The 25,339-nt window shown below is 49.1% G+C and carries 25 protein-coding genes; all 25 read left to right on the top strand.

The window, feature by feature from the left end:
• Positions 1–29: 29 nt before the first annotated feature.
• The 25 genes from cdaA (at position 30) to Dia5BBH33_RS03155 (ending at position 25,087) form a co-directional block, all read left to right on the top strand.
• On the top strand, positions 30–854 hold the full coding sequence (cdaA, locus tag Dia5BBH33_RS03035) for a diadenylate cyclase CdaA (RefSeq protein ID WP_143332354.1): 825 nt from the start codon (positions 30–32) through the stop codon (positions 852–854).
• 74 nt (positions 855–928) lie between these two features.
• Complete coding sequence (locus Dia5BBH33_RS03040) at positions 929–1,771, top strand: CdaR family protein (protein ID WP_232518079.1); 843 nt, start codon at positions 929–931, stop codon at positions 1,769–1,771.
• 129 nt (positions 1,772–1,900) lie between these two features.
• The gene (gene glmM / locus Dia5BBH33_RS03045) at positions 1,901–3,250 is read left to right on the top strand and encodes a phosphoglucosamine mutase (protein ID WP_143332356.1); all 1,350 of its coding nucleotides are present in this window, start codon (positions 1,901–1,903) and stop codon (positions 3,248–3,250) included.
• A gap of 156 nt (positions 3,251–3,406) precedes the next feature.
• Complete coding sequence (locus Dia5BBH33_RS03050; protein ID WP_108849879.1) at positions 3,407–4,345, top strand: cytochrome d ubiquinol oxidase subunit II; 939 nt, start codon at positions 3,407–3,409, stop codon at positions 4,343–4,345.
• Positions 4,346–4,368: 23 nt separating this feature from the next.
• On the top strand, positions 4,369–4,554 hold the full coding sequence (locus tag Dia5BBH33_RS03055; RefSeq protein ID WP_022381781.1) for a hypothetical protein: 186 nt from the start codon (positions 4,369–4,371) through the stop codon (positions 4,552–4,554).
• A 120-nt stretch (positions 4,555–4,674) separates the two neighbouring features.
• Positions 4,675–8,112 (top strand): DNA polymerase III subunit alpha, encoded by a 3,438-nt coding sequence (locus tag Dia5BBH33_RS03060; RefSeq protein WP_108849878.1) that lies wholly within the window; start codon positions 4,675–4,677, stop codon positions 8,110–8,112.
• A 92-nt stretch (positions 8,113–8,204) separates the two neighbouring features.
• Positions 8,205–8,996, top strand: a complete 792-nt coding sequence (locus tag Dia5BBH33_RS03065; RefSeq protein WP_143332357.1) for an electron transfer flavoprotein subunit beta/FixA family protein — start codon at positions 8,205–8,207, stop codon at positions 8,994–8,996.
• Positions 8,997–9,007: 11 nt separating this feature from the next.
• Positions 9,008–10,018, top strand: a complete 1,011-nt coding sequence (locus Dia5BBH33_RS03070; RefSeq protein WP_143332358.1) for an electron transfer flavoprotein subunit alpha/FixB family protein — start codon at positions 9,008–9,010, stop codon at positions 10,016–10,018.
• 55 nt (positions 10,019–10,073) lie between these two features.
• Complete coding sequence (locus Dia5BBH33_RS03075) at positions 10,074–10,952, top strand: aminotransferase class IV (protein WP_143332359.1); 879 nt, start codon at positions 10,074–10,076, stop codon at positions 10,950–10,952.
• A 195-nt stretch (positions 10,953–11,147) separates the two neighbouring features.
• Complete coding sequence (gene ruvC / locus Dia5BBH33_RS03080; protein ID WP_143332360.1) at positions 11,148–11,645, top strand: crossover junction endodeoxyribonuclease RuvC; 498 nt, start codon at positions 11,148–11,150, stop codon at positions 11,643–11,645.
• A complete protein-coding gene (gene ruvA, locus Dia5BBH33_RS03085) occupies positions 11,642–12,247 on the top strand; it encodes a Holliday junction branch migration protein RuvA (RefSeq protein WP_108849873.1) in 606 nt (201 codons plus the stop codon). Before ruvC ends, ruvA begins: the two co-directional genes overlap by 4 nt.
• A gap of 60 nt (positions 12,248–12,307) precedes the next feature.
• Positions 12,308–13,351: a Holliday junction branch migration DNA helicase RuvB gene (ruvB, locus tag Dia5BBH33_RS03090; RefSeq protein ID WP_232518112.1), complete on the top strand. Its 1,044-nt coding sequence runs from the start codon at positions 12,308–12,310 to the stop codon at positions 13,349–13,351.
• Positions 13,338–13,550, top strand: coding sequence for a DUF2905 domain-containing protein (locus Dia5BBH33_RS03095; protein WP_022381789.1), 213 nt, complete (start codon positions 13,338–13,340; stop codon positions 13,548–13,550). Before ruvB ends, Dia5BBH33_RS03095 begins: the two co-directional genes overlap by 14 nt.
• Before the next feature lie 5 nt (positions 13,551–13,555).
• Positions 13,556–14,887, top strand: coding sequence for a SpoIID/LytB domain-containing protein (locus Dia5BBH33_RS03100; RefSeq protein WP_143332361.1), 1,332 nt, complete (start codon positions 13,556–13,558; stop codon positions 14,885–14,887).
• 65 nt (positions 14,888–14,952) lie between these two features.
• Positions 14,953–15,972 (top strand): tRNA preQ1(34) S-adenosylmethionine ribosyltransferase-isomerase QueA, encoded by a 1,020-nt coding sequence (gene queA, locus Dia5BBH33_RS03105; protein ID WP_143332362.1) that lies wholly within the window; start codon positions 14,953–14,955, stop codon positions 15,970–15,972.
• 11 nt (positions 15,973–15,983) lie between these two features.
• Positions 15,984–17,093: a tRNA guanosine(34) transglycosylase Tgt gene (tgt, locus tag Dia5BBH33_RS03110; protein ID WP_143332363.1), complete on the top strand. Its 1,110-nt coding sequence runs from the start codon at positions 15,984–15,986 to the stop codon at positions 17,091–17,093.
• A gap of 80 nt (positions 17,094–17,173) precedes the next feature.
• Positions 17,174–17,638, top strand: coding sequence for a preprotein translocase subunit YajC (gene yajC / locus Dia5BBH33_RS03115; protein ID WP_108850901.1), 465 nt, complete (start codon positions 17,174–17,176; stop codon positions 17,636–17,638).
• A complete protein-coding gene (locus tag Dia5BBH33_RS03120) occupies positions 17,635–18,228 on the top strand; it encodes a 5-formyltetrahydrofolate cyclo-ligase (RefSeq protein WP_143332364.1) in 594 nt (197 codons plus the stop codon). Before yajC ends, Dia5BBH33_RS03120 begins: the two co-directional genes overlap by 4 nt.
• Before the next feature lie 28 nt (positions 18,229–18,256).
• A complete protein-coding gene (secD, locus tag Dia5BBH33_RS03125; RefSeq protein ID WP_108850900.1) occupies positions 18,257–19,480 on the top strand; it encodes a protein translocase subunit SecD in 1,224 nt (407 codons plus the stop codon).
• Entirely contained in the window at positions 19,480–20,433 is a 954-nt protein-coding gene (gene secF / locus Dia5BBH33_RS03130) for a protein translocase subunit SecF (RefSeq protein ID WP_022381796.1), read from the top strand. Before secD ends, secF begins: the two co-directional genes overlap by 1 nt.
• 142 nt (positions 20,434–20,575) lie before the next feature.
• On the top strand, positions 20,576–21,892 hold the full coding sequence (mtaB, locus tag Dia5BBH33_RS03135) for a tRNA (N(6)-L-threonylcarbamoyladenosine(37)-C(2))-methylthiotransferase MtaB (RefSeq protein WP_231939238.1): 1,317 nt from the start codon (positions 20,576–20,578) through the stop codon (positions 21,890–21,892).
• A 1-nt stretch (position 21,893) separates the two neighbouring features.
• Positions 21,894–22,250, top strand: a complete 357-nt coding sequence (locus Dia5BBH33_RS03140) for a histidine triad nucleotide-binding protein (protein ID WP_108849867.1) — start codon at positions 21,894–21,896, stop codon at positions 22,248–22,250.
• Positions 22,251–22,379: 129 nt separating this feature from the next.
• The gene (rpsU, locus tag Dia5BBH33_RS03145; protein ID WP_022381799.1) at positions 22,380–22,556 is read left to right on the top strand and encodes a 30S ribosomal protein S21; all 177 of its coding nucleotides are present in this window, start codon (positions 22,380–22,382) and stop codon (positions 22,554–22,556) included.
• 21 nt (positions 22,557–22,577) lie between these two features.
• Positions 22,578–23,027, top strand: coding sequence for a GatB/YqeY domain-containing protein (locus tag Dia5BBH33_RS03150; protein ID WP_108849866.1), 450 nt, complete (start codon positions 22,578–22,580; stop codon positions 23,025–23,027).
• 164 nt (positions 23,028–23,191) lie between these two features.
• Positions 23,192–25,087 (top strand): type I glutamate--ammonia ligase, encoded by a 1,896-nt coding sequence (locus tag Dia5BBH33_RS03155; RefSeq protein ID WP_143332365.1) that lies wholly within the window; start codon positions 23,192–23,194, stop codon positions 25,085–25,087.
• Positions 25,088–25,339 lie beyond the last annotated feature (252 nt).

Below are 25,339 nucleotides of genomic sequence, written 5' to 3' on the forward strand. Positions count from 1 at the left end.
CTATTGTATACAGCTTAAAAGGAGTTTTTATGCTGAGTCAGATTCAAGGCTTGTTCATGACGATGCGCCTGTGGGATGTCCTGGATATCCTGGTCGTTGCATTTTTCTTATACCGTATATATATCCTCATCCGCAATACACGCGCGACAGCTCTTCTGAAAGGGCTCATTTTCCTGGGAATTTTCACTGTCCTGGCCGGATGGCTGCAGCTCCATGTCGTCAGCTGGATCCTGGACAAACTCATGACGGTCCTTATTGTCGCCCTCCCCGTCGTATTCCAGCCGGAACTCCGCCGTGCCCTTGAACAGATCGGCCGAGGCAAGTTCTACGTTTCCTCACGCATGATGAATGATGTGGAATGGGATCATGTCATCGGGGATGTCGTAGAAGCAGCCATGATCATGTCAGCCAATAAGATCGGTGCTCTTATCGTTTTTGAAAGAAGCGTCGGCCTTGATGACAGGATTGATACGGGCATCCGTATCGAGGGCCTTGTCTCCAAGGAACTTCTCGGAAATATTTTCATCGTCAATACACCGCTTCATGACGGAGCGGTCATCATCAGGGAAAACAGGGTCATGGCAGCAGGATGCCTTCTTCCTCTGACAAGAGACCATAGTCTTTCTTCCGAACTGGGCACGCGCCACCGCGCTGCTATCGGCATGTCTGAGCAGGCAGACTGCGTTGTCGTCGTCGTCAGTGAAGAAACAGGGATCGTTTCCTACACCTATGGCGGCAATATCCATCGCGGCCAGGATGCAGAGAGCCTCAGGAATGTCCTTAGAAATTACCTGATGCGCAGCAAGCCGAAGGGCGTCAGTGATGTGCTGCAGAAATGGAGTCCGCTTAAATGAAATATTCAAGAACGCAGTGGTGGCTGCCTAAGCTTCTTTGTTTAATAGCAGCCTGTGCTTTTTGGGTTTATGTCATGAATGAACAGAACCCTGTCATGGAAAACACATATACGATTCCTGTCGAGGTCAGAAACCTGGACCGTTCGCTTGTTGCAACGAATGTGCCTTCGAAGGTGCGCGTAAAAATCAGGATGTCCAGAAGCGATATGATATCTCTCCGTACGGATGATATCAAAGCCTACGTGGATCTTTCCGGTGTGACGGCCGGCGATCATCCCAATACGCAGATCCATGTTTCCGTTCCGGGCGATGAGACAGTCCTCTCCGTATCCCCGCAGTTCTTCAATCTGAATGTGGATACGTACGCAGTGAAATCCCTGCCGGCTACGGTTGAGATCTTCGGCAACCCTGACCCGAACTTCACCGTGGGGGAAAATAAGGTAACGCCCGGGTCCATCATGATTGCAGGCAGCTCTTCCAAGATTTCTGAAGCCAACAGAGCCGTTGTTTCTGTCAATATTGCAGGAAAAGACAAGAACTTCACCGAGTTTGATTCCGTCAATATTCTGGATGCTGACGGAAATACAGTGACCGGCCTTGAAATCATGCCAAGCCAGGTCAAGGTTTCTGTGAACGTCAAGGAAAACCAGAAGGTCGGGAACCTTCAGGTAAAGGCATCGACGAAGGGTGAAGTAGCCAAAGGCTACCGTATTACGGATGTCATCGTTACGCCTCCGGTTGCAACGGTAACGGCTCCGATCAGTTACTTTGACAAGAACAAGGCCATCGAGCTCGATCCCATCGACGTGACGGGAGCAAGCAAGGATGTCGTTCAGACGGTGAATGTACCGGCTCCTCTGGGAGGAAGCGTGGCTGTGCCGCAGGTAACGGTTACCATCAAGATAGAGAAGGATTGACAGGCAGTACCTTTCGGGCAGGTTTACCCTCCTTTACTGCAAAATAAAGTATGAATCGTACATCTTGACGAAATGATACTTTAGGGGTATGCTTGTTAGGTTATTTGTATGATTTTGGGAGGAACTTAAATGGTTACTTTATTTGGGACGGACGGCGTCCGCGGACTGGTCAATTCTACACTCATGCCGGAACTGGCATACCAGCTGGGACGCGCGGCTGGCGCTTATTTCTGTAAATCAGGCAAAAGTCATCGTTTCCTGATCGGCATGGACACACGTGTTTCCGGTCCGATGCTGACCGCTGCCATTTCTGCCGGATTATGCGCATCCGGAATCGATGTTGATATCGTCGGCGTGATTCCAACGCCTGGTGTTGCTTATCTGACAAAAACGGAAGGCTATGATGCAGGCGTCGTTATTTCTGCTTCACACAATCCGTTCCCGGATAATGGGATCAAGTTCTTTGACAAGAGAGGGTACAAACTGCCGGACCGTACGGAAGAAGAAATTGAAAATATTCTCCGTCATGATGAAGAAATCATCCGCCCGACAGGCGACGGCATCGGAACGATCCGCCAGAGACCTGAACTGGCTGCCAAGTACAGGGATTACGTCAAATCTACTGTCACCTGCAGCTTTGAAGGAATGAAGATCGTAACAGATTCCGCCAATGGCGCAGCCAGCGATTTCCTGCCGGAAATCTTAAGAGAACTCGGCGCTGACGTGACTGCCATTTTCCGTGAACCCAACGGCGTGAATATCAATAACGGCTGCGGTTCCACGCATATGGAAACACTGCAGAAGACCGTCGTTGAACTCGGTGCTGACTGCGGCATTGCCAATGACGGCGATGCAGATCGTTGCCTTTTCGTTGATGAAAAGGGCGAAGTCCTGGACGGCGATCATCTGATGCTGATCAATGCCCTTGAGATGAAGGAAGAAGGAAGACTCAATGATTCCATGGTTGTCGGAACTGTCATGAGCAACCTTGGATTTGGCAAAGCGCTCAGAGAGCATGGATGCAGGACCGTATCCACACAGGTCGGCGACCGTTACGTTCTTGAAGAAATGATGAAGCACAATTACTCCATCGGCGGAGAACAGTCCGGCCACATCATTTTCCCGGAATTCAATACGACAGGCGACGGTCTCATTACGGCTGTCCAGACACTTAAAGTCATGAAGAAGTGGAACAAGCCGCTTTCGGAAATGAATCATCTGATGGTGACCTATCCGCAGATCTTGAAAAATGTCAGGGTGTACAGCAAGAACGGCTGGCAGGATAATGAACTGATCAGCGATTCCATCAAGGCCGGCGAAGAGGAAATGGGAAGCGACGGGCGCATCCTCGTCCGTGCATCCGGTACGGAACCTTTGATCCGCGTCATGGGCGAAGGGAAAGAAATCAACCAGCTCGAAAGAATCATTGATGATATCGCATCCGTGATCGAACACGAACTCGGCGTTGAAAATAATTAATGGGAAAGCTGCTTCGGCAGCTTTTTCTAATGGAATCCCCGATTTGCTTTTGTGAAATGAAATATCTTTGTCGCGCATAATGGGGATGTGGTATACTTTCAATGTGTATGGAAATGATTTTTCCGGCAGGTGCCGGCACATTGACGGAGGGGATTTATGGAATCGAATGCATTATTGCTGCCATTGTGTTTCTTTGGACTATATATGATATTGGAGGCAGCGGACTGGGGCCTTTGCCTTGCGGCTCCGATTGTCAGCAGGAACCGTGAAGAAAATAAAGCCATCATCGGTCTTTTAAGGCCTGGCCTTGATGGCAATGAACTTTGGTTTTTCCTTGGATTATTCATGCTGAGCGCTGCCATTCCGACGGCTTCGGAAACGCCGATCCATTCGGGAAATATCGTGCTCTGCGTGTTCGTCGTACTGGGGGCTTTGCTCCGGCTGGCTGCATCGTTCCTTCAGGATGCTTTTTCGTCTCCCATTGTTGTGAAGGCATTCAGCATCTTCTCATTCCTGGGTCTGGGCCTCATGGGGCTTTCCGGTTCATCCTTCATCATGGATGATGGATCCTTTGTGACAGTCCTTGGTATTTTCTGCGCATTATGGATGATCCTTGCCGCATTCCAGCTTGGATGCCTCTACGGCGCTGTCAAAGTGGTGAATCCTTTGGGTGAGCGCTTCCGCGCTGCATTCCTTGTGGCAAGCGTCCTGACGGTTGTCGTTTACATTATTCTGGCGATACTTCTCAAATCTAACGTGGGAAGTTCCCATATGTACGGAAGCTTCTTCTGGATGGGCCTTGTCGCAACAGCTATCCTTTTCCTCGTTGCTTTCTTCTTTACAAGAAGCAGGCATGTGAAGGTAGGACTTGCCGCTGCTTATCTATCTTCATTCTTTGCCATTTCCATTTACCTTTCTGCCTATGCCGTGAAGATCCCGCTTCTTTATAAAGTAGAAGTAGGGGCTTTGAAGAGCGCAATGGCGGCAGCACCTGGAACGGCACTGCTTGTCCTTGCCATCGTCTGGTCGCTTGGCGCATTTGTCTGGAGGCAGATCAGGAAAAAGCAGGAATATGAATGGCGTGACCATATTTAAAGGGGAATCCCTGGAGGCATATTATGGGCGAATTATACAAAACACAGCATACCATCGATGAAATGCTTGACCGCATGGGCGTCAAGATTGTTCTTGATTCCGAACATTTATCGGAAGAAGACAAGTTTGAAGCTGAGAAAAACGGTGCATCCGTCGTTCTGAAGAAGGTTTCCGACAAGGAAGACAAAAAAGACGGAAAAGACGAGTAAGCAATAAGGCTGCGGGGAAACCTGCAGCTTTTTTGTGTTTTCTTTCAGGCGGCCTGCCTTTATGCGTATGGTAAAATGATAAAAACAGCTTTTTAAATTACCGAAAGTGAAGTGAAGAGATTGGATCCTTTCGTACATCTGCATTCGCATACTGAATACAGCCTCTTTGACGGAATCAGCCGCATCGGAGAGCTCGTTTCCCATGTGAAGGAAATGGGACAGACCGCGCTTGCCATTACCGACCACGGCGTGATGTACGGCGCCGTTTACTTATATAAGGAATGCATCAAGCAGGGAATCAAGCCGATTATCGGCTGTGAGATCTATGTCACGAGGGGAAGCCGCTTTGACAAGTCCGGAAACGGGAAGGAAAAACTGGCCCACCTGATCCTGCTTGCTGAAAATAATGAAGGATATCAGAATCTGATCAAGATATGCTCGAAAGCATGGACGGAAGGCTATTACCACCGCCCGCGAGCCGATCATGAGCTCCTTGAAAAGTATCATGAAGGCCTTATCGTGACATCTGCCTGCGTAGGCGGGGAAGTGCCGCAGGCTATCCTGAATGGCGATATGGATGAGGCAAGGAAGGTCATTGAATTCTACATCAATACGTTTGGCAAGGATAACTACTTCCTTGAAATCCAGAACCACGGTCTTCCTGAAGAAGCGGCTGTCCGTCCTGTACTGGCAAGTCTTGCCAAAGAATACGGACTTGGGCTGGTTGCGACAAACGATTTCCATTATACGAAAAAGGAAGATGCAAGAAGCCAGGAAATCAAGCTTTGCATTTCCACGGGAAAGACGCTGGATGATCCGTATCATTTCCATTTTGCCAATGATGAATTCTACTGCAAGAGCGGGGATGAGATGCGCGCCATTTTAGGAAATTTCCCCGGCGCTATTGAAAATACGAGGGTCATTGCGGACCGCTGCAATGTGGAGCTTACTTTCGGTGAGCACAAGCTCCCTTCCTTTGACGTGCCTGAAGGAGAGACTGCTGCATCGTATTTGAGAAAGCTCTGCGAAAAAGCACTTCCCGAGAGGTACGCTGTCGTTACTGACAAGGAAAGAAGCCGCATGGATTATGAGCTCGGCGTCATCGACAAGATGGGATTTTCCGACTACTTCCTGATTGTCATGGATTTCATCCATTATGCAAAATCCCATGGTATTCCGATAGGCCCTGGAAGGGGAAGTGCGGCAGGAAGCATCGTTTCCTACCTCCTTCATATTACGGAAGTCGATCCGCTCCGCTTCGACCTCCTGTTTGAACGATTCCTGAATCCGGCCCGCGTTTCCATGCCTGATATTGATACGGACCTCTGCTACAGGAGAAGGGGCGAGGTCATTGAGTATCTTGCAAGGAAGTACGGCTCCGATCAGGTGGCGCAGATCATTACATTCGGCACTCTGGCGGCAAGGGCCGTCATCAGGGATGTAGGCCGAGTAACGAATATGCCGCTTCGCGAAGTGGACAGGATTGCAAAGATGGTGCCGGTCGGCCCGGGCGTCACTTTGAAGAAGACGATGGAAGGATCCCGCGAGTTCAGGGATCTCTATGATTCTGATACGACGGTCCACCGCCTAATCGATCACTGCCTTGACCTGGAAGGGATTTCAAGGAACTCCGGCACGCATGCAGCCGGCGTCGTCATCTGCTCCAAGCCTGTAGAAGAATATGTGCCGATCCAGCTGACGCAGGACGGGTTCATCCAGACGCAGTATGAAAAGGACCAGGTCGAACAGCTTGGGCTTTTGAAAATGGATCTTCTGGGCCTCAGGAACCTGACAGTCATCCATGATGCACTTGAAATGATCAGAGAAAACAGGGGCATCGATCTTGATATCAACAAGATACCGAGCGAAGATGAAGAAACATGCAAAATGCTCTGCGACGGTGATACGATCGGCGTATTCCAGTCAGAATCCTCCGGCTTTACAAGCCTTCTCATGCAGCTTCATCCGGAGCGTTTCGAAGACCTGATCCCGATGGTTGCACTTTACCGTCCGGGGCCTCTTGGAAGCGGCATGGCAGAAGATTTCATCAAGAGAAAACACGGCAAGATTCCTGTCGAATATCCGCATCCTTCACTGGAACCGATTTTGAAGGAAACGTACGGGGTCATCCTTTATCAGGAACAGGTCATGCAGATTGCATCCGTCATGGGCGGGTTCAGCCTTGGACAGGCAGATATGCTCCGCCGTGCTATGGGCCATAAGGAACCTGAAATCCTGCAGCAGAACAGGGAAACGTTCGTCGACGGCGCTGTTGCCAACGGCGTCGATGACCGCACGGCCAACTATGTCTTCGATCTCATGGTGCACTTTGCCGGTTACGGTTTCAATAAATCTCACAGCGTGTGCTATGGATGGATTGCCTGGCAGACGGCTTACCTGAAGGCGCATTACCGTCCAGAATTCATGGCGGCCATGATGACCTGCTACAACGGAGACCGCGACAAGGTCAGCCGCTATATTTCAGACACCCGCCGCGCAGGCGTTGTGATTGCTGCGCCTGATGTCAACTTGTCAGAGGCTTATTTCTCCGTCAAAGGCGATAAGATTCTCTTCGGCCTTGATGGCATACAGAATGTGGGCGAAGGCGCTGTCCGTTCTATCATCGAAGCAAGGAAACAGGGCGGCCCGTTCAAATCGCTTTCTGATTTCGTAGAAAGGGCAGACAACAGGGGACTTAACAGCCGCGCCTGTGAAAGCCTTATCCGCTGCGGCGCGCTGGATTCCCTGGGAGCCAACCGCTCGCAGCTTCTGGCGGCGCTTCCTGAAGCGCTTGGAGATGCGCAGTCGATCAGGAATGAACGCGCATCCGGGCAGCTCAACTTGTTCGGAGGAGAAGAAACGCCGGAGACGATCGTCTATCCGGACCTTCCTGATATGGACCCGAAAGAGAAAATCGAATGGGAAAGAAAACTTCTGGGATTTTATGTCAGCGGCCATCCGCTGGATTCCTATAAGGAACAGCTCAAAGCCTGCACGCCTCTTTACCATCTGACGGCAGAAGGAAATCAGTACGACGGCAGGATGGTGACGATAGGCGGAACGATTTCCCGCATCAAGGGCACGATGACAAAGAAGGGACAGCCCATGGGCTATGTCACGATTGAGGATTATGACGGCGAAGTGGAAACCGTCGTATTCCCGTCTGTTTGGGAAACAGTAAGGCCGATTCTTGCTGAAGATGCCGCTGTTGCCATCCGCGGGCGCGTGCAGGCCAACGAAAGAGATGTCAGGGTACTGGCTGAAGAAATCATCCCGCTTGACAAGCTTCGTGCATCCGCGCCGTCTCCGGCCGGAGTCCTTCACCTTTACATCGATGCCGCCCATGATTCCAATGAGGTCAGCCAGAGACTGGCAGGGCTTTTCCAGAAGCACCATGGCAAAACGCCGGTCATCATGCATATGATGCGGACCGGGCAGGAAATCCATGCAGCTCCGAAATTCTATGTTAACTACTCATCAGAGGCCGAAAGGGACTTCAGGATGCTTCTTGGAGAAAGAGCCGTTGCCCTTAGGAATTCCGGATCAGGGAATATTTGAACGAAATGATAATTTCATGCGGATTTATGCGCCGTATGGTATACTAAGACGAATGATTATTTTCAGATATAAGCTTGTTAAAGGGGGCTATTATGAGGTTTCTGGTTTGCGTAAAACAGGTTGTGGACACCTCCAAAATGGAAGTTGACCCGAATACGGGTCGTTTGAACAGGAATAATGCAAACAGCATTATCAACCCGCTGGACCTTCATGCATTGGAAGCGGCTCTCGCTCTTCGCGATCAGGTTGGCGGCACAGTAACGGTTCTGACGATGGGACCGCCGCAGGCTGAACATGTACTCCAGTATGCAGTTTCCATGGGTGCTGATGACGTATATCTGGCAACAGACCGCGCATTTGGCGGCGCTGATACGCTGGCTACGAGCTATACTCTGGCAGCAGCCATCCGCAAATTGGGCAGCTTTGACCTGATTTTCTGCGGACAGGAGTCCCTGGACAGCAACACGGCCCAGATCGGACCGGAAGTCGCTGCAATGCTCAGCATGCCTGATGTAAGCGGCGCTGTCGATATTTCTTATGAAAGAGAAGGATATATCACAGTCAGAAGACAGCTCTCTGATGAGGATGAAGTGCTCGAAATGAAGCTGCCGGCTCTCATTACCACGGCTGAATCGCTGAATCGTCCCCGCTATCCAAGCGTTTTGGGAATCATGAAGAAAGATCATGTTGAAATCCATAAACTGACATCTGCTGATCTGGATGTCGATCCTTCCCGCATCGGCCTTACAGGTTCTCCGACACGCGTAAAGCAGGTCCGTCCTGTCGTTCCGCCGAAGAAGGAAAACCTCCGCATTGAAGGAAAGACGACGGATGAAGCAGTTGATTTGCTCTGCACGGCTATGCAGAAAATACATGTTATTTAAGGAGGGCAGCTATGGATTTTTCTGATTATAAGGGCATTTATGTCGTTGGCGCCCTCTTTGATGGTCATATCCGCAAGTTTACCGGCGAATTCACAGGCGAAGCCAGAGCACTGGCAGACAAGAGCGGAGAAGAAGTATCCGTTGTTCTTCTGGGAAGCGATCTGAAAGATGATCCGCAGTCTCTCATTGCATTAGGCGCTGATCATGTGTACGTGATGGATGATCCGCTCCTTGCACATTATGACGGACAGGCTTACCAGAAGGTTCTTGTCAAATTCTTCAGGGAAAAGAAACCGAGCACAGTCATTTTCGGCGCAACACCGAAAGGACGCGATCTGGCACCGCGCATTGCCGCTGATCTTGTCTGCGGCGTAACCGCTGATGTCACTGAACTTGACATCGATCAGGATACGGGCCTTGTCATCTGCTCAAGACCGGCAATGTCAGGCAACATCCTGGCTGATATCATCAGCCCGGATTACCGTCCGCAGGTCTGCACGGTACGCCCTGGCATTTTCCGCTCGCCAGCTCCCGATGCTTCCAGAAAGGGCGAAGCTGTCCATGTCAAAGTGGAACTTGAACAATCTGACATCGGAACCATCCTTAAGGAAATCCTTAAGGGCGAGAAGGATGAACATCCGATTGAAACGGCAAAGGTCGTCGTGGCCGGCGGACGCGGTTTCCACAGCAAGGAAGAATGGGACAGGCTCTATGAGCTCTCTGAACTTCTTGGCGGAAGCGTTGGATGCAGCCGCCCGATCTGCGAACTTGGCTGGGAGCCTAAATCCCACCAGATCGGCCAGACCGGCAAGGGCGTAGCTCCCAAAGTATACTTTGCCTTCGGCATTTCCGGCGTCATGCAGCATATGTGCGCAGTCAATGCGGATATTATCATTGCTGTCAATAAAGACCCGAATGCGCCGATCATGGCTATGGCAGATTATGCCGTTGTAGCCGATATCAAGGAATTTATCCCGCGCTTCATCGATAAAATCAAGGAATTGAAAGCAGAAAAAGAATAATTGATGTTATAATAATAAAGAAACCAGTAATTATTTCTGTATGGAGGTGAAACGTATGGCAGATACCAAGACTACCATATACTACAACCACAATTTCTATTATGATTTTTCTAAAATTATCAGCGCTGACGACAGAGGACTCCAGTTCGGCGACGGCTGCTATGAATGGATCCGCATTTTCAATGGTCATCCATTTGCCCTGTCCTATCATACTGACCGCCTGTACCGTTCGATGAGACTCTTAGGCATCCGTCCTGTCACAGCACCGGATGAATTTACTGAAATTGCCGAAGTTGTCATTGATGAATCCGGAATCAAGGAAGGATTCATGAAGATTATCGTAACAAGAGGCACTGGTGAACATGATTTCACCATTCCGGCCAGAAACAAACTTCAGCCGAACGTTCTTGTGTACGCAAGACCGCTTGATGAAGCATCCATTGCAAAAGTTCAGGACGGCGTCACCTGCATTACAGCAGAAGATGACCGCGGACATCACTGCGATATCCTTTCCCTGAATCAGCTGGATAATATGATGGCAAGGGCAGAAGCACAGAAAAAAGGATCTTATGATACGATTTTCATTAAAGACGGACTTCTGACTGAAGCATCCCATTCCAATGTATGCATCGTCAAGGCAGGCGTCATCTGGACACCGGCTACCAATGAGCATATGATCCGCGGAATTACACGCTCCCTTGTCCTGACAAGGGTTGCTCCTACCGCAGGCGTAACATCCATTGATGATGCAGCCGATCCGGTCAAGCTCGAAGACATGATGAATGCTGAAGAAGTATTCCTGACCAATACACAGGACGGCATCGTTCCAGTTCTTTCCATTGACGGCAAGAAGATTGGAAGCGGCGAAGTGGGACCTGTTACCAGAAAGATTCAGGAACACTACGCACATCTGATGAAAGACGGACTCGCATAAAGGCTTGTTGATAAAACCGCGCGGCAATTAGGGCCGTGCGGTTTTTCATTGCAGGATCCTTTCAGGGAATTCATGCGGCTTTGGAATCTATGTTCTTAAAAACTATGAATCATCTGGCAGTTTAGTATATAATAAGAAGAACTGTCATTTGATTCGCGAAGGATGAATCTGTCCAGGAGAAAGAAACGGGGGACCATGAGGGTACTTGGCATTGATCCCGGAACCGGAAGATGCGGTTTCGGAGTCGTTGAGAAACGGGGAAACCAGATTATTCCCATTAACTACGGAGTCATTGAAACGTTCAAGGATCAAAGCGATCTGGAACGTCTGAATATCGTTTATGAAGGAATCGGAGAGCTCATTGCAACATACCGTCCTGAATTCATGGGCGTGGAAAATCTTTATTTCAATACGAATATCACGACCGGCATCAAGGTCGCGCAGGCAAGGGGCGTCATCCTTCTTGCAGGCTACCGGCAGAATGTGCCGATCATTTCCGTGACGCCGCTGCAGGTCAAGCAGCAGATGGCGGGATACGGCAGGGCGACAAAGAAGCAGGTCATTGAAATGGTCATGCGGATGATGAATATTACCAGGAAAATCGACCCTGATGATGCTGCCGATGCGCTCGCCATCGGACTTACAGCCATTTATCATGTGGAACACCGCAGTTTGTTTGAGAGGGAAAAATGATCGGATATATAAAAGGAATTGTTTCCGGATTTCCAAAAGATGCATGCTTTCTTGAAACCGGAGGGATTGGATACAGGATTTTCATCTCGGAAAGAACAAGATCTCTTCTCCATATCGGGGAAGAGGCAAGACTTCTGACATACATGGCTGTCCGCGAGGATGCTATACTCTTATATGGATTTCCGGAGCAGGATGAATATGATTTGTTCCTGATCCTGATTTCCGTTTCCAAGATAGGCCCCAAAGTGGCAATAGGCATCCTTTCTTCCATGACGCCGGATGCCTTTGTCCGCGCGATCGTATCAAGAAATGTGACAGCTCTTACGAAACTTCCGGGAATCGGAAAGAAAACAGCAGAGCGGCTGGTCGTCGAGCTGAAGGACAAGGTGGCAAATCTTGAAATGGAAGGTGTTTCAATGGATGGCGAAGATATCGCGGCAGCTGACAGCGGTCTTATAGGACAGGCATCGCTCGCCCTTTCCGGTCTCGGCTATTCCAGTGAGGAAGTGCTGCCTCTCCTTAAGAAACTGGCGCCCGATCATCCTGCGCTTTCAGATTTGATCGGCGCTGTGCTTCGTGAGTTTGGCAAAGCGCAGGGCTAGGGGAGATGAATCGTGAAGAATAAATACATAAAAAGCCTGGGCGGAGAAAAGGATGAAGAGGTGCTTGGAAGCACAGGACGCATCGTTTCCACGGAAGAATCTTCCAAGGATGCCTGGCAGACGTCTCTCCGTCCTCAGCGTCTCGACGATTATATCGGGCAGACTGCCTTCAAGAACAATCTGAAGGTCTATATTGAAGCCGCCAAAGGGAGAGGCGAATCCCTGGACCATGTCCTTCTCTACGGGCCTCCGGGGCTCGGGAAGACGACCATGGCCAAAATCATTGCCAATGAGCTGGGCTCACAGTTCAAGGTGACAAGCGGCCCGGCGATTGCGCGTCCTGGCGAGCTTGCTGCCATTCTTACCACGCTGCAGGAACATGATGTCCTTTTCATTGATGAAATCCACCGGTTGAACAGGAGCGTCGAAGAAATCCTCTATTCTGCGATGGAAGACTTCGCGCTTGATCTGGTCATGGGAAAGGGGACGGGTGCGACATCTGTCCGCATCAACCTCGCTCCGTTCACGCTGATCGGTGCTACGACAAGACCGGGCTCTCTTTCAGCACCTTTGCGTGACCGCTTCCTGATTAATCATCATATGGAATTCTATGAACCGGATGAATTGAAGCACATCATCACCCGCGCGGCCGGTATTCTTAATATCGAGATTGAAGAGAGCGGGGCGGCAGAGATTGCCCGCCGCTCAAGGGGGACGCCGCGTATCGCCAACAGGCTCCTGAAGAGGATCCGTGATTTTGCACAGATCAAAAACAGCGCCATTACAGCGGAAATCGCATCGGAAGCTATGGAAGCGCTCCATGTGGACGATATCGGTCTTGATGATCTGGACAATGAGATCCTGAAGTGCATCATTTACAAGTTCAACGGCGGTCCGGTCGGGGTGGATACGATTTCAGCCGCAGTCAGCGAGGAACGCAATACGATTGAAGATGTGTGCGAACCATACCTTATGCAGATCGGTTTCATCTCCCGTACGCCCCGCGGCAGGATTGCCATGAAAGCGGCTTACGACCATATCGGAGCCGTCTGGGATAAGAAACCGGAAGAGGTTCTCAGGGAGGAAGCAGATGGGGATCGGTAAGACACTTGTTATCCTTGGAATTATTTGTATTGCAGCCGGGCTGTTTTTCATGGCAGGCGGAAAGCTTTCTTTTCTGGGGCACCTTCCCGGCGATATTCATTTTTCCAAGGGCAATACGGATGTTTACTTCCCATGGGTATCCTGCCTTGTCGTCAGCATTGTTGGTACGGTTCTGTTGAACCTGTTTTTCAGAAGGTGAACGCTATGAGACGAAAAATCATTACGATTGCCCTGGCAGCGCTTATGGCAGCAAGTGCCGGCATCAGCGCAAAAGCCGAGGCGATTCCCATCCAGAGACGTCCTGTAACGATTACGCATATGTCAGTGCCGGCCGTGCCGGCTTCTCCTTCAGTAAAGAAAACGGCTTATCAAAATGAAAAGACCATTTCAAAAGCCGGATCAAAGACTGAAAAGGAAGAGAGAAAGGACGAGAAGCCTATAAGCACGAGTCCTTTGATTGAAGTAGGGCTCATTTCCGGATCTGAACTTCGCCTTGCCGGCGCTTCCGACTTTAATGCAAAAGCCGGGGGAAAGACCATCGGGAAGTACAAGACAGGCTCTGTCGTAGTCCTTACGAGAAAAGGCAGCAATGTGTATGTGAACGGCAAAAAGGCAGGCCGTGAGGTTCTTTTCGCGCCCGCGCGCAATGTGCCCGGTTTTCTTGTCAAGGGAAACAAGTACAGGGGAGATATGAAGGCTATTCCCTCAAGCTGGGGAAATGGAATCACGCTCATCAATGTGCTTCCCATGGAAGATTACCTGAAGGGCGTCGTACCAAGTGAAATAGTTCCATCCTGGAGAATGGATGCAATCAAGGCGCAGGCCGTTGCCGCGCGCACCTATGCGACGTACCACAGGAATGGATACCGGTCATCCGGCTACGATGTGACCGATGATACAAGGACTCAGGTCTACCGCGGCTTTTCAGCGGAAACAGCAGCTACAAACCGCGCAGTTTCCGAAACGGCCGGTGAAGTTGTCACCTATGCAGGAAAGCCGATCGATGCACTTTTCCATTCAAGCGGCGGCGGCTTTACCGAAAACAGCGAAAATGTATGGGGATCCGTCATTCCTTACTTAAGGGGCGTCAAGGAAGAATCAAGCACTTATCTCATGACACCATGGAAGAAAACAATGACGATGGCATCTTTTACCAAGAGCCTTGAAAATGCCGGATACAAGATCGGTGACCTGAAGAGCATCAAATTATCCCATCTGAAAAAAGGCGAGGCCAATCATTCTTCCGACAGGGGAATTTCCGGCCGCGTCAAGTCAGTTGTCTTTGTCGGCAAGAAGGGACGTGCGACCGTTTCAGGTGAAAGGCTGCAGAGGCTTTACGGCCTGGACAGCACGCTTTTCGATATTTCTGCCAAGGGAAAAGAACTGACGATTACAGGGTATGGATACGGACACGGGCTCGGGCTTTCCCAGTGGGGAGCCGAGGCAATGGCTGAAAAGCATGGCGACGGGAAAAATTATTATAAAACAATTTTGTCCCATTATTTTACAGGCACAAAAATAGAGAAGATTTATTGAATCGTGCCTTCAGCATAAAAATGCTGAAACAATCAATTATAAAGAAACGGGAGTTAGATTAAGCAATGAAATTAGAAGAATTCAATTACGATCTGCCAAAAGAATTAATTGCACAGGAACCGGCTGAACCAAGAGATTCCTGCCGTCTGATGATGCTCGATAAGAATACGGGAGAGTGGGAGCATCATGGATTCAGGGATATTCTGAACGAAATCCGCAAAGGAGATATTTTTGTATTCAACAACACAAAGGTTATTCCGGCCAGACTCTATGGCAAGAAAAAAGACACCGGCGGAAAAGTGGAAATGCTTCTCCTGACTCCTAAGGGAAATGATGTATGGGAAGTCCTTGTCAACCCGGGAAGAAAAGCACTTCCTGGAATGGAAATTGAATTTTCCGATGACTGTTACTGCAAGGTCCTTGACAAGACAGAATTCGGCGGACGCCTTGTAGAATTCCATTACAACGGCAATTTTGACAGCCTTCTTGACCAGATCGGTGAAATGCCGACTCCTCCTTACATCCATAAGAAGCTGGATAATAATGATGAATACCAGACCGTCTATGCCAAGTACAAGGGATCGGCCGCAGCCCCGACAGCAGGACTTCATTTCACGCCAGAACTGATGGAAGAAATGAAGAAAAAAGGAGCAGAACTCCTCTTTGTAACACTTCATGTCGGCATCGGTACTTTCCGTCCGGTATCGGAGGAGAATATTGAAGATCATGAGATGCATAAGGAATGGTACACCGTCAGCGAAGAAACGGCTGAGAAGATCAATAAAGCCAAAGAAGAAGGCAGAAGGATCATTGCCGTAGGCACGACGTCCGTCCGCACGCTGGAATCTGCCGGCCAGAGCAGAAAGCTCAAGAGTGGCAGCAACTGGACGCAGCTTTATATCTATCCGGGATACCAGTGGAAAATGGTCGATGCCATCGTCACCAACTTCCATCTCCCTGAATCCACACTCATTATGATGATGGCTTCCTTTGCAGGAAGAGAACATATCCTGGCCGCTTATGAAGAAGCTGTGCGCCAGAAATACCGTTTCTTCAGCTTTGGCGATGCCATGTTTATCAGATAAGGAACGATTCCATGGTAATTAATTACGAACTGATTGCAGAAGACAAGAAGACAGGGGCGCGCGCAGGGCTCCTTCATACGCCGCACGGGACGTTCAAGACACCGATGTTCATGCCGGTAGGAACGCAGGCGACGGTCAAGACAGTAACGCCTGAAGAACTGGAAGATATGGGAGCGCAGATCATTTTATCCAATACCTACCATCTTTTCCTCCGCCCGGGAACAGACCTTATCAGGGAAGCCGGCGGCCTTCATTCCTTCATGAACTGGCCGAAGGGCATCCTGACGGACAGCGGCGGATTCCAGGTATTCAGCCTTGGCGCTATGAGAAAAATCACTGAGGAAGGCGTCCATTTCCGTTCCTTCCCTGACGGCTCCAAACAGTTCCTGTCCCCTGAAGTATCCATCCATGCGCAGGAAGATCTCGGAAGCGATATCGCAATGGCATTTGATGAATGCATTCCTTATCCGGCCGATTACAAGTATGCGGACCAGTCCACGGCAAGAACGACCCGCTGGGCAGAAAGATGCATCAAGGCGCACACAAGGGAAGACCGCGGCATGTTCGGCATCGTGCAGGGCGGCATGTACAAGGATTTAAGAAAGAGAAGCGCACTGGAAATTTCCTCCATGCCCTTTGACGGCATAGCCATCGGCGGACTTTCTGTAGGCGAGCCGCATGACATCATGTACGATATCCTCGAATACACGACGCAGTGGCTTCCGACAAATAAAGCAAGATACCTCATGGGCGTAGGAACGCCGGACTGCCTTGTGGAAGGCGTGGCAAGAGGCATCGACATGTTCGACTGCGTATTCCCGACACGCGTGGCAAGAAACGGGATGGCCATGGTCCACAGCGGCCGCATGAACATGAAGAACAAGAAGTACGAAAGAGACTGGGCGCCGCTTGAGGAAGGATGCCACTGCTATACATGCACGCATTACAGCCGGGCGTATATCCGTCATTTGTACAAGTCCGAAGAGCTTCTGGCTTTCCGTCTGGTCACGATCCACAACCTGTACTTCCTTCTGCAGTTCATGAGAGACATGCGCCAGTCGATCATTGACGGGAATTTCAGCGAATTCCGTGAGAATTTCATGAGCGGCTACAAAAGATAAAGAAATTAAAGACAGAGCCCGATTTGTTGTGGTAAAATAAACGATATGAGTTTACGGAGGTGAATGAATTGGAACAAGCGATGAACTTTTTGAGTTTAGTATGGCCTTTCCTGATCCTGATTGCCATTTTCTACTTTTTCATGTATCGTCCGCAGAAGAAGCTGCGCCTTGAAAGAGGAAGATTTTTGCTGTCCTTGAAGAGGGGAGACCATGTAGTTACTTCCGGCGGCGTGCACGGCGTGATCAAGGTTCTGCGTGATAAGTATGTAGAACTGGAAATTGCACCGAAGGTCGTCATCAAAGTTGAAAAATCTGCCATCCAGCATGGAGATGTCAAGCTGATCGATGAAGAATCTGCCAAGAAGGCAGTTGCCGACGGAACTGTGAAGACTGTACAGAATCCTGACGGCAGCGAAACTCAGATCGTTGAAGAAGTCGTTGAAGTAGATGATCCGAAAGATGCGGGCACAGAGGTCATTGAGGAAGTTGTCGAAGAAGACGCTAAATCTACTGAAAAGGCACCGGCGAAAGAGGAAAAGAAATGACAGAATCGAATCCTTCAATTTCCGAAAGGAAAAAGGGGCTTCGGCAGAAGATGCTCGCCATGAGGCGGGCTCTTTCTGCTAATGAAACGGAGAGCAGGAGTTCCTCTCTTAAAGAGAATATCCTTTCACTTCCGGAATACAAGAACGCGAAAAAGATCATGGCTTTCCTTGCCATGAAAGGGGAATCCAATCTGGACGGATTCATCAGGCAGGCTCTTCTTGATGGAAAAGAAGTCTACATTCCTGTGTGCCTTCCTGAGCGCCAGATGGAAGCAGGACGCCTGATTGATATGGAACACTTCGAAAAAGGGCCGCTGGGTCTTAGGAATCTTCCTGCCGGTTATGAAGTGACCAGTCCTGAATCGCTTGATCTGGTATTGATACCAGGACTTGCTGTCAGCCAGGAAGGAATCCGCCTCGGCATGGGTGCAGGATATTATGACAGATATCTTGCCCGCGTCCCGTTTGAGAAAAGAGTGGCAGCCCTGTGGGATTTCCAGGTGATTCCGGATATCCCGTCTGAACCGTTTGATCAGAAAATAGCGAAGATTGTAACCGACAAATCTGTCATCGTTACGAAAAGAGGTTGAAGTTTTGGAAAAGAAAAGTAAAAGCCCCGTGAGGAAGGGCGCTCTGCTTCGATTTTTCGTAGTCATTTTTGCGATTATCGGCATATTTGCATGTACCGTCGGATGGCTTGCCGGACATATCCGTCAGGGCCTTGACCTTCAGGGCGGGACCCATATTGTCATGCAGGCAGAAGATACAGATCAGAACAAGGTTACGCCGGAGGCCATTACCCAGGTCATCAACATCATGCAGAAGCGTGTCAATGAAATGGGTCTGACTGAACCAATCATCCAGCGTGAAGGCAGCAACCGTATCATCATTGAACTTCCGGGCGAGAAAGATCCGCAGAAGGCCATTGATACGATCGGCAAGACAGCCGTCCTGCAGTTCAAGGATGAAGAGGGAAATGTCCGCCTGACCGGCGAAGATTTGAAAGATGCCAAGGAACAGCTCGGCCAGAACAAGCAGCCGCTCGTATCCCTGAAATTCAGTGATGAAGGCGGAAAGAAGTTTGCTGACCTGACTGCTGCCAATGTCGGAAGACATATCGGCATTTATCTTGATGGTGAAATGCTGACCAATCCGGTCGTCAATGAAGCCATTACGGGCGGCGCAGCCGTCATTACCGGACAGAGAACACTTGAAGAAGCCAAAGATCTGGCTATCCTTCTTAGAAGCGGCGCACTGCCGGTCAAGATGTCTGTCCTTGAAGTAAGAACAGTAGGACCGTCCCTGGGACAAGATTCCAAAGACAAGTCCATCGTTGCATTTACAATCGGCCTCTCGCTTGTCGTACTGTTTATGCTGGCAGTTTACCGCATATCCGGATTTGTCGCTGATACAGCGCTTCTGGTATATGTACTGATTCTTTTAGGCGTTTTGTACCTGCTCCATGCGACACTGACGCTTCCAAGTATAGCGGGCGTCATATTGTCCATAGGTATGGCGGTGGATGCGAACGTCCTCATATTTGAACGATTCAAGGAAGAAATACAGGAAGGCAAGATTCTCCGCCTTGCTGTACAGGCAGGCTTCAAGAGAGCTTTCGTAACGATTTTCGATGCGAACATGACGGTCATCATTACGTCTGCCATCCTCTTCTTCCTGGGGAGTGCAACAGTCAAGGGCTTTGCATTGACACTGGGCCTTGGCGTTGCTGTATCCATGTTCACAGCCATCACCGTCAGCCGCACGCTCCTGATGCTCCTGATTGATGCCAACTGGATTCATAACCCCTGGTGGTTTGGCGGGGAAAGGGGGTATGACAGATAATGTTTAACAACTTTGATTTCATTTCCAAAAGAAAGATCTGGTTCTCTTTCTCAGGGATTCTGATCGTACTCTCCATCATTTCCATCGTTACCTTCGGTTTTAACTGGGGCATTGATTTTACCGGCGGCACCATCCTTGAACTGGGATTTGGCAAGCCGGTCACTGTCGAACAGGTCAGAGACGGTCTTCGCAAGGACGGTCTTGAGACGGCAGTCATCCAGCTTTCCGGCAAGAATGTTCAGGGCGAATCCGGTGATGATGTCATCATCAGGACAAAGAACCTGAGCCCGGAAGAAGCACAGACGGTCGTTTCTGATGTCAGCAGCGAAGTCGGACAGACAGAGCTCAAGCGTATGGAAACGGTCGGTGCTGTCATCGGTTCCGAAGTAACGAAGAATACACTGCTCAACGTACTCATTTCCTTCGGCGCAATGATCCTTTACATGTCGATCCGTTTCGAACACAGGATCGCGCTTTCAGCAATTGTCGCCATTACGCACGATATCCTGATGGTTCTGGGTATTTTTGCATTCTTCCATCTGGAAGTGGATGCATCGTTCCTGGCAGCTATCCTGACAGTTCTTGGTTATTCCATGAACGAATCTGTCGTCATATTCGACCGAATCCGTGAAGCGATGCATACGCATAAGCGTACGGACAGTTATGCTGTCCTGGCGAATGATTCCATTCACCAGACAATCCGCCGTTCGCTTTACACGCTGACAACGACACTCTTCTGCGTAGCTTCCCTTTATTTCTTCGGCGGGGATACGACAAAGAACTTTGCCCTGGTCATGCTGATCGGCTTCATTTCCGGCGCTTATTCCTCTGTCTGCGTGGCTACGTCCATCTGGGTTACCTGGAATGAACATATTTCAAGCGACAGAAACCGCAAGGCCAAGGAAACGAAAGAAGCAAAAACAGGAAAGAAACTTAAGGCAGCCAAAGCCTAGAGCTTCTTGTATGAAAAGAAGGGCGGAAGCCGGGCGCTTCCGCTTTTTTCTTACCTATCTGAATTTATATGCCTGAGGAGATTGAATCAGACGCTCATCAGGGATTGACTCGTGATATAATAAAACCATGGAAAATAAAATTATGAACACAGAGAAAACCGTATCATTCATTACTCTTGGCTGCAAGGTCAACCAGTATGACAGTGATGCCATGAGAACCCTCTTTGTTGACGGGGGATACAGCCAGGTAGAAGACGATAAGGATGCAGATGTATATGTCATCAACACCTGCTCCGTCACAAGCATCGGCGACAGGAAATCAAGGCAGATGGTGCGCCGCATCAGACGCCAGCACCCGGATGCTGTCATTGCCGTAGCCGGATGCTATGCACAGCTTGCACCGGAAGTCTTTGAGAAAATGGGAGACGTCGATGTCATCGTAGGTCTTCATAACCGTTCTCACATTGTGGAATATGTGGAAGAGGCCAGAGGCGCAGGCAAGCCTTTGAATGAAGTCGTCGACATCATGAAAGTCAACACGTTTGAAAACATGTTTGTCCGTCCCGAAGGGGAAGTGAAGACCAGAGCTTTCATCAAGGTACAGGAAGGCTGTGACAATTACTGCACATTCTGCATCATTCCCTATGCAAGAGGAAGGCTGAAATCTAGAAGGCAGGAAGACGCAGTCAAGGAAATCAGGAACCTGGTCGATACAGGCTACAGGGAAGTCGTCCTGACGGGAATCCACCTTGGAAACTACGGCAAGGATCTCCATGACGGCACGTCTCTTTCCAGCCTTGTATCAGAACTGGTCAAGATCCCGGATCTTCTCCGCATCCGTCTCGGCTCTATTGAATCCGTTGAACTTTCAGAAGAACTGATCGATATCATCAGGAATGAACCGAAGGTATGCCGTCATCTTCATCTTCCCATCCAGTCCGGATCAGACAGCGTCCTTCGCGGCATGAACCGTCATTACCGCCTGCCTGAATACAAGAGGCTCATTGCAGAACTTCGTGAAAAGATTCCGGGCCTTGCGCTCACGACCGACCTCATCGTCGGTTTCCCGGGAGAGACGGAGGAGCTGTTCCAGGAGACACTGGAAACGCTGAAGGAACTTAAATTCTCCGGAATCCATGTATTCCCGTATTCCAAGAGAACTGGAACACCGGCTGCCGGATACCCGAATCAGGTTCCGAATGAAATAAAGAAGCAGAGAGTTCACAGGGTACAGGAACTCGAAAAGGAAATTTCGCGTGAATACAGAGCCCGTTTCATGGGCAAAACTGTTTGCGTCTTGGCCGAAGAGGTCAAGGATGGATATTTTGAAGGGCTGACAGAAGAATACATCCGCGTATCAATCAGAAGCCAGGGAGTCGAAAGAGGCGGAATGTACAACGTACTCATTGATACGATGACGGATGATGGCCTTTCAGGGGTATTAGCGAAGGAGGAGTAAAATGGCTGACTGTATTTTCTGTAAAATTGCTGCCGGAGAAATTCCGAGCACAAAAGTTTATGAGGATGACCACTGGTTCGCATTCAGGGATATTGAACCCTGCGCACCTGTTCATATTCTGGTGATCCCGAAGAAGCATGTGGATAACATTCTTGCATTTGATGAAGAATACAATAAAAACTTTGCTGACTTTTTCCTCGTCATCAAAAAGATCGCCGAAGCAGAAGGACTGAAGGAAAACGGCTTCCGCCTTGTCATTAATACCGGTGAAAAGGCAGGCCAGTCCGTATTCCATTTCCATGCGCACATTATCGGCGGCAGAGAAATGGGATGGCCTCCATTCCCGGCAAACGATTGATTTCCTGCAGTAAATGAAACACGTGATTGATAAATTAGAAAATAGGAATTGACATATAGAGGGTTCTAATTTATAATTTATAAGTGTGCAATAGCACCCCATCAGTCTTATTGGGAGGGAGGGATATAGATGTCTGAAATCAAAGTTCAAAAGGGCGAATCTCTTGATAGTGCTCTTCGCAGATTTAAACGTTCCTGCCAAAAAGCCGGGGTTCTTTCTGAAGTAAGAAAACGTGAACATTATGAAAAGCCCAGCGTTAGACGTAAACTGAAATCTGAAGCAGCAAGAAAACGTAAGTTTAAATAACAGGTTGCAAGGTGATACGTTTTGTCAATTAAGGAACAGCTGATGGCCGACATGAAAACGGCCATGAAAGCAAAAGAAGAAGGAAAGCTTGCTCTGAATACGATCCGTATGGCTCGTGCCCATATCAGACAGGCTGAGATCGATGACGGACACGCTGACTTCAATGATGATCAGGTTCTTGCTGTTCTCCGGAAAGAAGTCAAACAGAGAAAGGAAACTCTCGCTGAAATTGACGGATCCGGAAGAGAAGACCTGGTTGAGCAGACCAAAGCTGAGATTGCTGTACTGGAGAAATACCTGCCGGCTGAAATGCCTGAAGCAGAAATTGAATCCGTAGTAAAAGCAGTCGTAGATGCAATGGATCCAGAGCAGAGAAGCATGGGCCTTGTGATGAAGGCCGTCATGGCAAAGCTTAAAGGCAAGGCGGACGGTAAGGTAATTAACCAGATCGTGCGCAAGATTCTTGCTTGACTGTGCTTGACAGAAGCAGGATGCGTGGTGTATCCTTAGAACATAAGTTAATATGCTGCGTCAAAGGAGACTCATTCCGAAAGGGATGAGTCTCTTTATTTTATTTTTATCAAGGCGCAGTCTGGGAAAACAAAAATGGTGGATAGTTTTTCAGGAGGGCTAAGATGAACAAAGAATTGCTGTACTGCATCCCCGCTGGTCAATATGGAAAAGAAGGAGTTCTGTCCCTGTTGACACAGCATCCGGAAATCAGATTCGTATCTCTGGTAGGAATCGATCTGGCAGGCAACGATACCGATGAGAAAATTCCGATTGAAATTTTTATGAAAGATTATGAGGACTTCTTCGCAGGAAAAGCTGTGCAGACCGATGGATCCTCCGTTGTATTCATGAACATTGCAACACTCAATGATGCCAGAGTCGACATGGTCGCTGACAGCACCGTCAACTGGTACGTTGATTACAATGATGAAAATATTTCCGATGAAAACGGCCGCCCGGTCGGAACGCTGCGTATTCCATGCTTCCTGATCCATAACGGCAAGTTCATTGATTCCAGATCCGTATTGAAGAAATCCTGTGAATATGTATCCGAAAAGCTCAAGAAGCTTCTTTCCGATGCACAGGTCAAGGGAATGGAAAACTTCCCGTTCTCTGAAATCCAGGATATCGTATTTACAACCGGCACTGAACTTGAATTCTGGGTAAAGACGCCGAGCGAAAAAGAAACCGTTCAGCACCTTTCCATTTCCCAGAGACTGCAGGAACAGTACTGGCAGCGCATGCGCGGCAATGTCCGTACCGCTATGGAACAGGCCATTGAAGAACTGGATGCCCGCGGAATGCGCGTTGAAATGGGTCATAAGGAAGTCGGAGGCATCAAGCCGAAGATCGATGATGACGGTCACATTTTCGACGTATGCGAACAGCTTGAACTTGACTGGCTTTTCTCGACAAACCCGCTGCAGGCTGCAGATAACGAACTGGAAGCCCGCATCGTCATCCGTGAGGTATTCCGCAGAAACGGCCTTGACGTTTCCTTCCGTGCAAAGCCGATCATCGGCGTAGCAGGAAGCGGTGAACATACCCATGTAGGCATTGCAGCTCTTCTTAAGAACGGCAAGACCATCAACCTTCTTGCTCCGGAAGACATGAGCGCTGACTTCCTTTCCACCGTCGGCTATGGCTTCATCATGGGCATTCTCAACAACTATGAAGCAACCAATCCGTTTGTTTCTTCAACAACAGATGCTTTCAACAGACTGAAACCAGGCTTTGAAGCACCGGTCTGCATCGTTACTTCCCTCGGACATTCTCCGGAAGTTCCATCCAGAAACAGATCCATCCTGATGGGCCTGATCCGCGATACCGAAAACCCGAAGGCAACACGCTTCGAACTTCGTGCCCCGAACCCGTTCACCAATACATACATGGCTGTTTCCTGCCTTTACATGACAGCTCTCGACGGCATCGAATATGCAGTGAACTCTGGAAAAGGCCCGGATGAACTCCTGGCTGAGCTTTCCAAGACAGCAGGAGAGGATGCTGATTACCTTTCCAAGGACAGAGAATACCGCTGTGAAAAGAACGTATTCGAAGATTACGATCAGGAACAGAGAGACGCTGTATTTGGCAAACCGCCGGCTACCGTCTGGGAAAACGTCCGCATCATGAGAGCAAATCCTGACAAAGTAGCATCCATTACAAGAGATGATGTCATTTCCAAGGATATCGTTGAATCCTTCATCGCTTCCATCCTCTACCGCTGGAAGAATGAACTGATCGACCGTATCATTCCTGGAACGGAAGCTGCTGTCAAAGGTTACAAGAAACTTGATAACGATGACAAACTTGACGAGAAGAGATGGAAAGCCATCAAAGCTGCCCGCATCGAACTTGCCAAGGATACAGAAGAAAAAAAGTGCATCTGCACCCGCCTGAAGGAAGCCCTTGAAGATGGAGATTATGATACTGCATCTGATCTTCAGATCGAAATGGCTAAAAAGTCGCAGGCACTTGAAAAAGAATACCGTATTTACGCATTGAATATTCTGGACTAAGAAATCAGTTCTAATAAATATACAATCAGGCCAAGGATGACCCATTCCATTACCAAGGATGGGTCATCCTTCTTTTTTTATAAAGAACATACAAAGACGGGGATACTGTATCAGAATTGAGATCCGGAATTTCGATCAAAATGTTGAAGTGAATCAAGTGGAATAAATTTTTGGCTTATAGGACATTTCGTGTTGTTTTTATAGTCGATGAGCCCCGCGTTTATCGGCTCCATCGTCATTTTAAGATTTTCA

It is taken from the genome of Dialister hominis (assembly GCF_007164725.1).
Classification (GTDB): Bacteria; Bacillota; Negativicutes; order Veillonellales; family Dialisteraceae; genus Dialister; species Dialister hominis.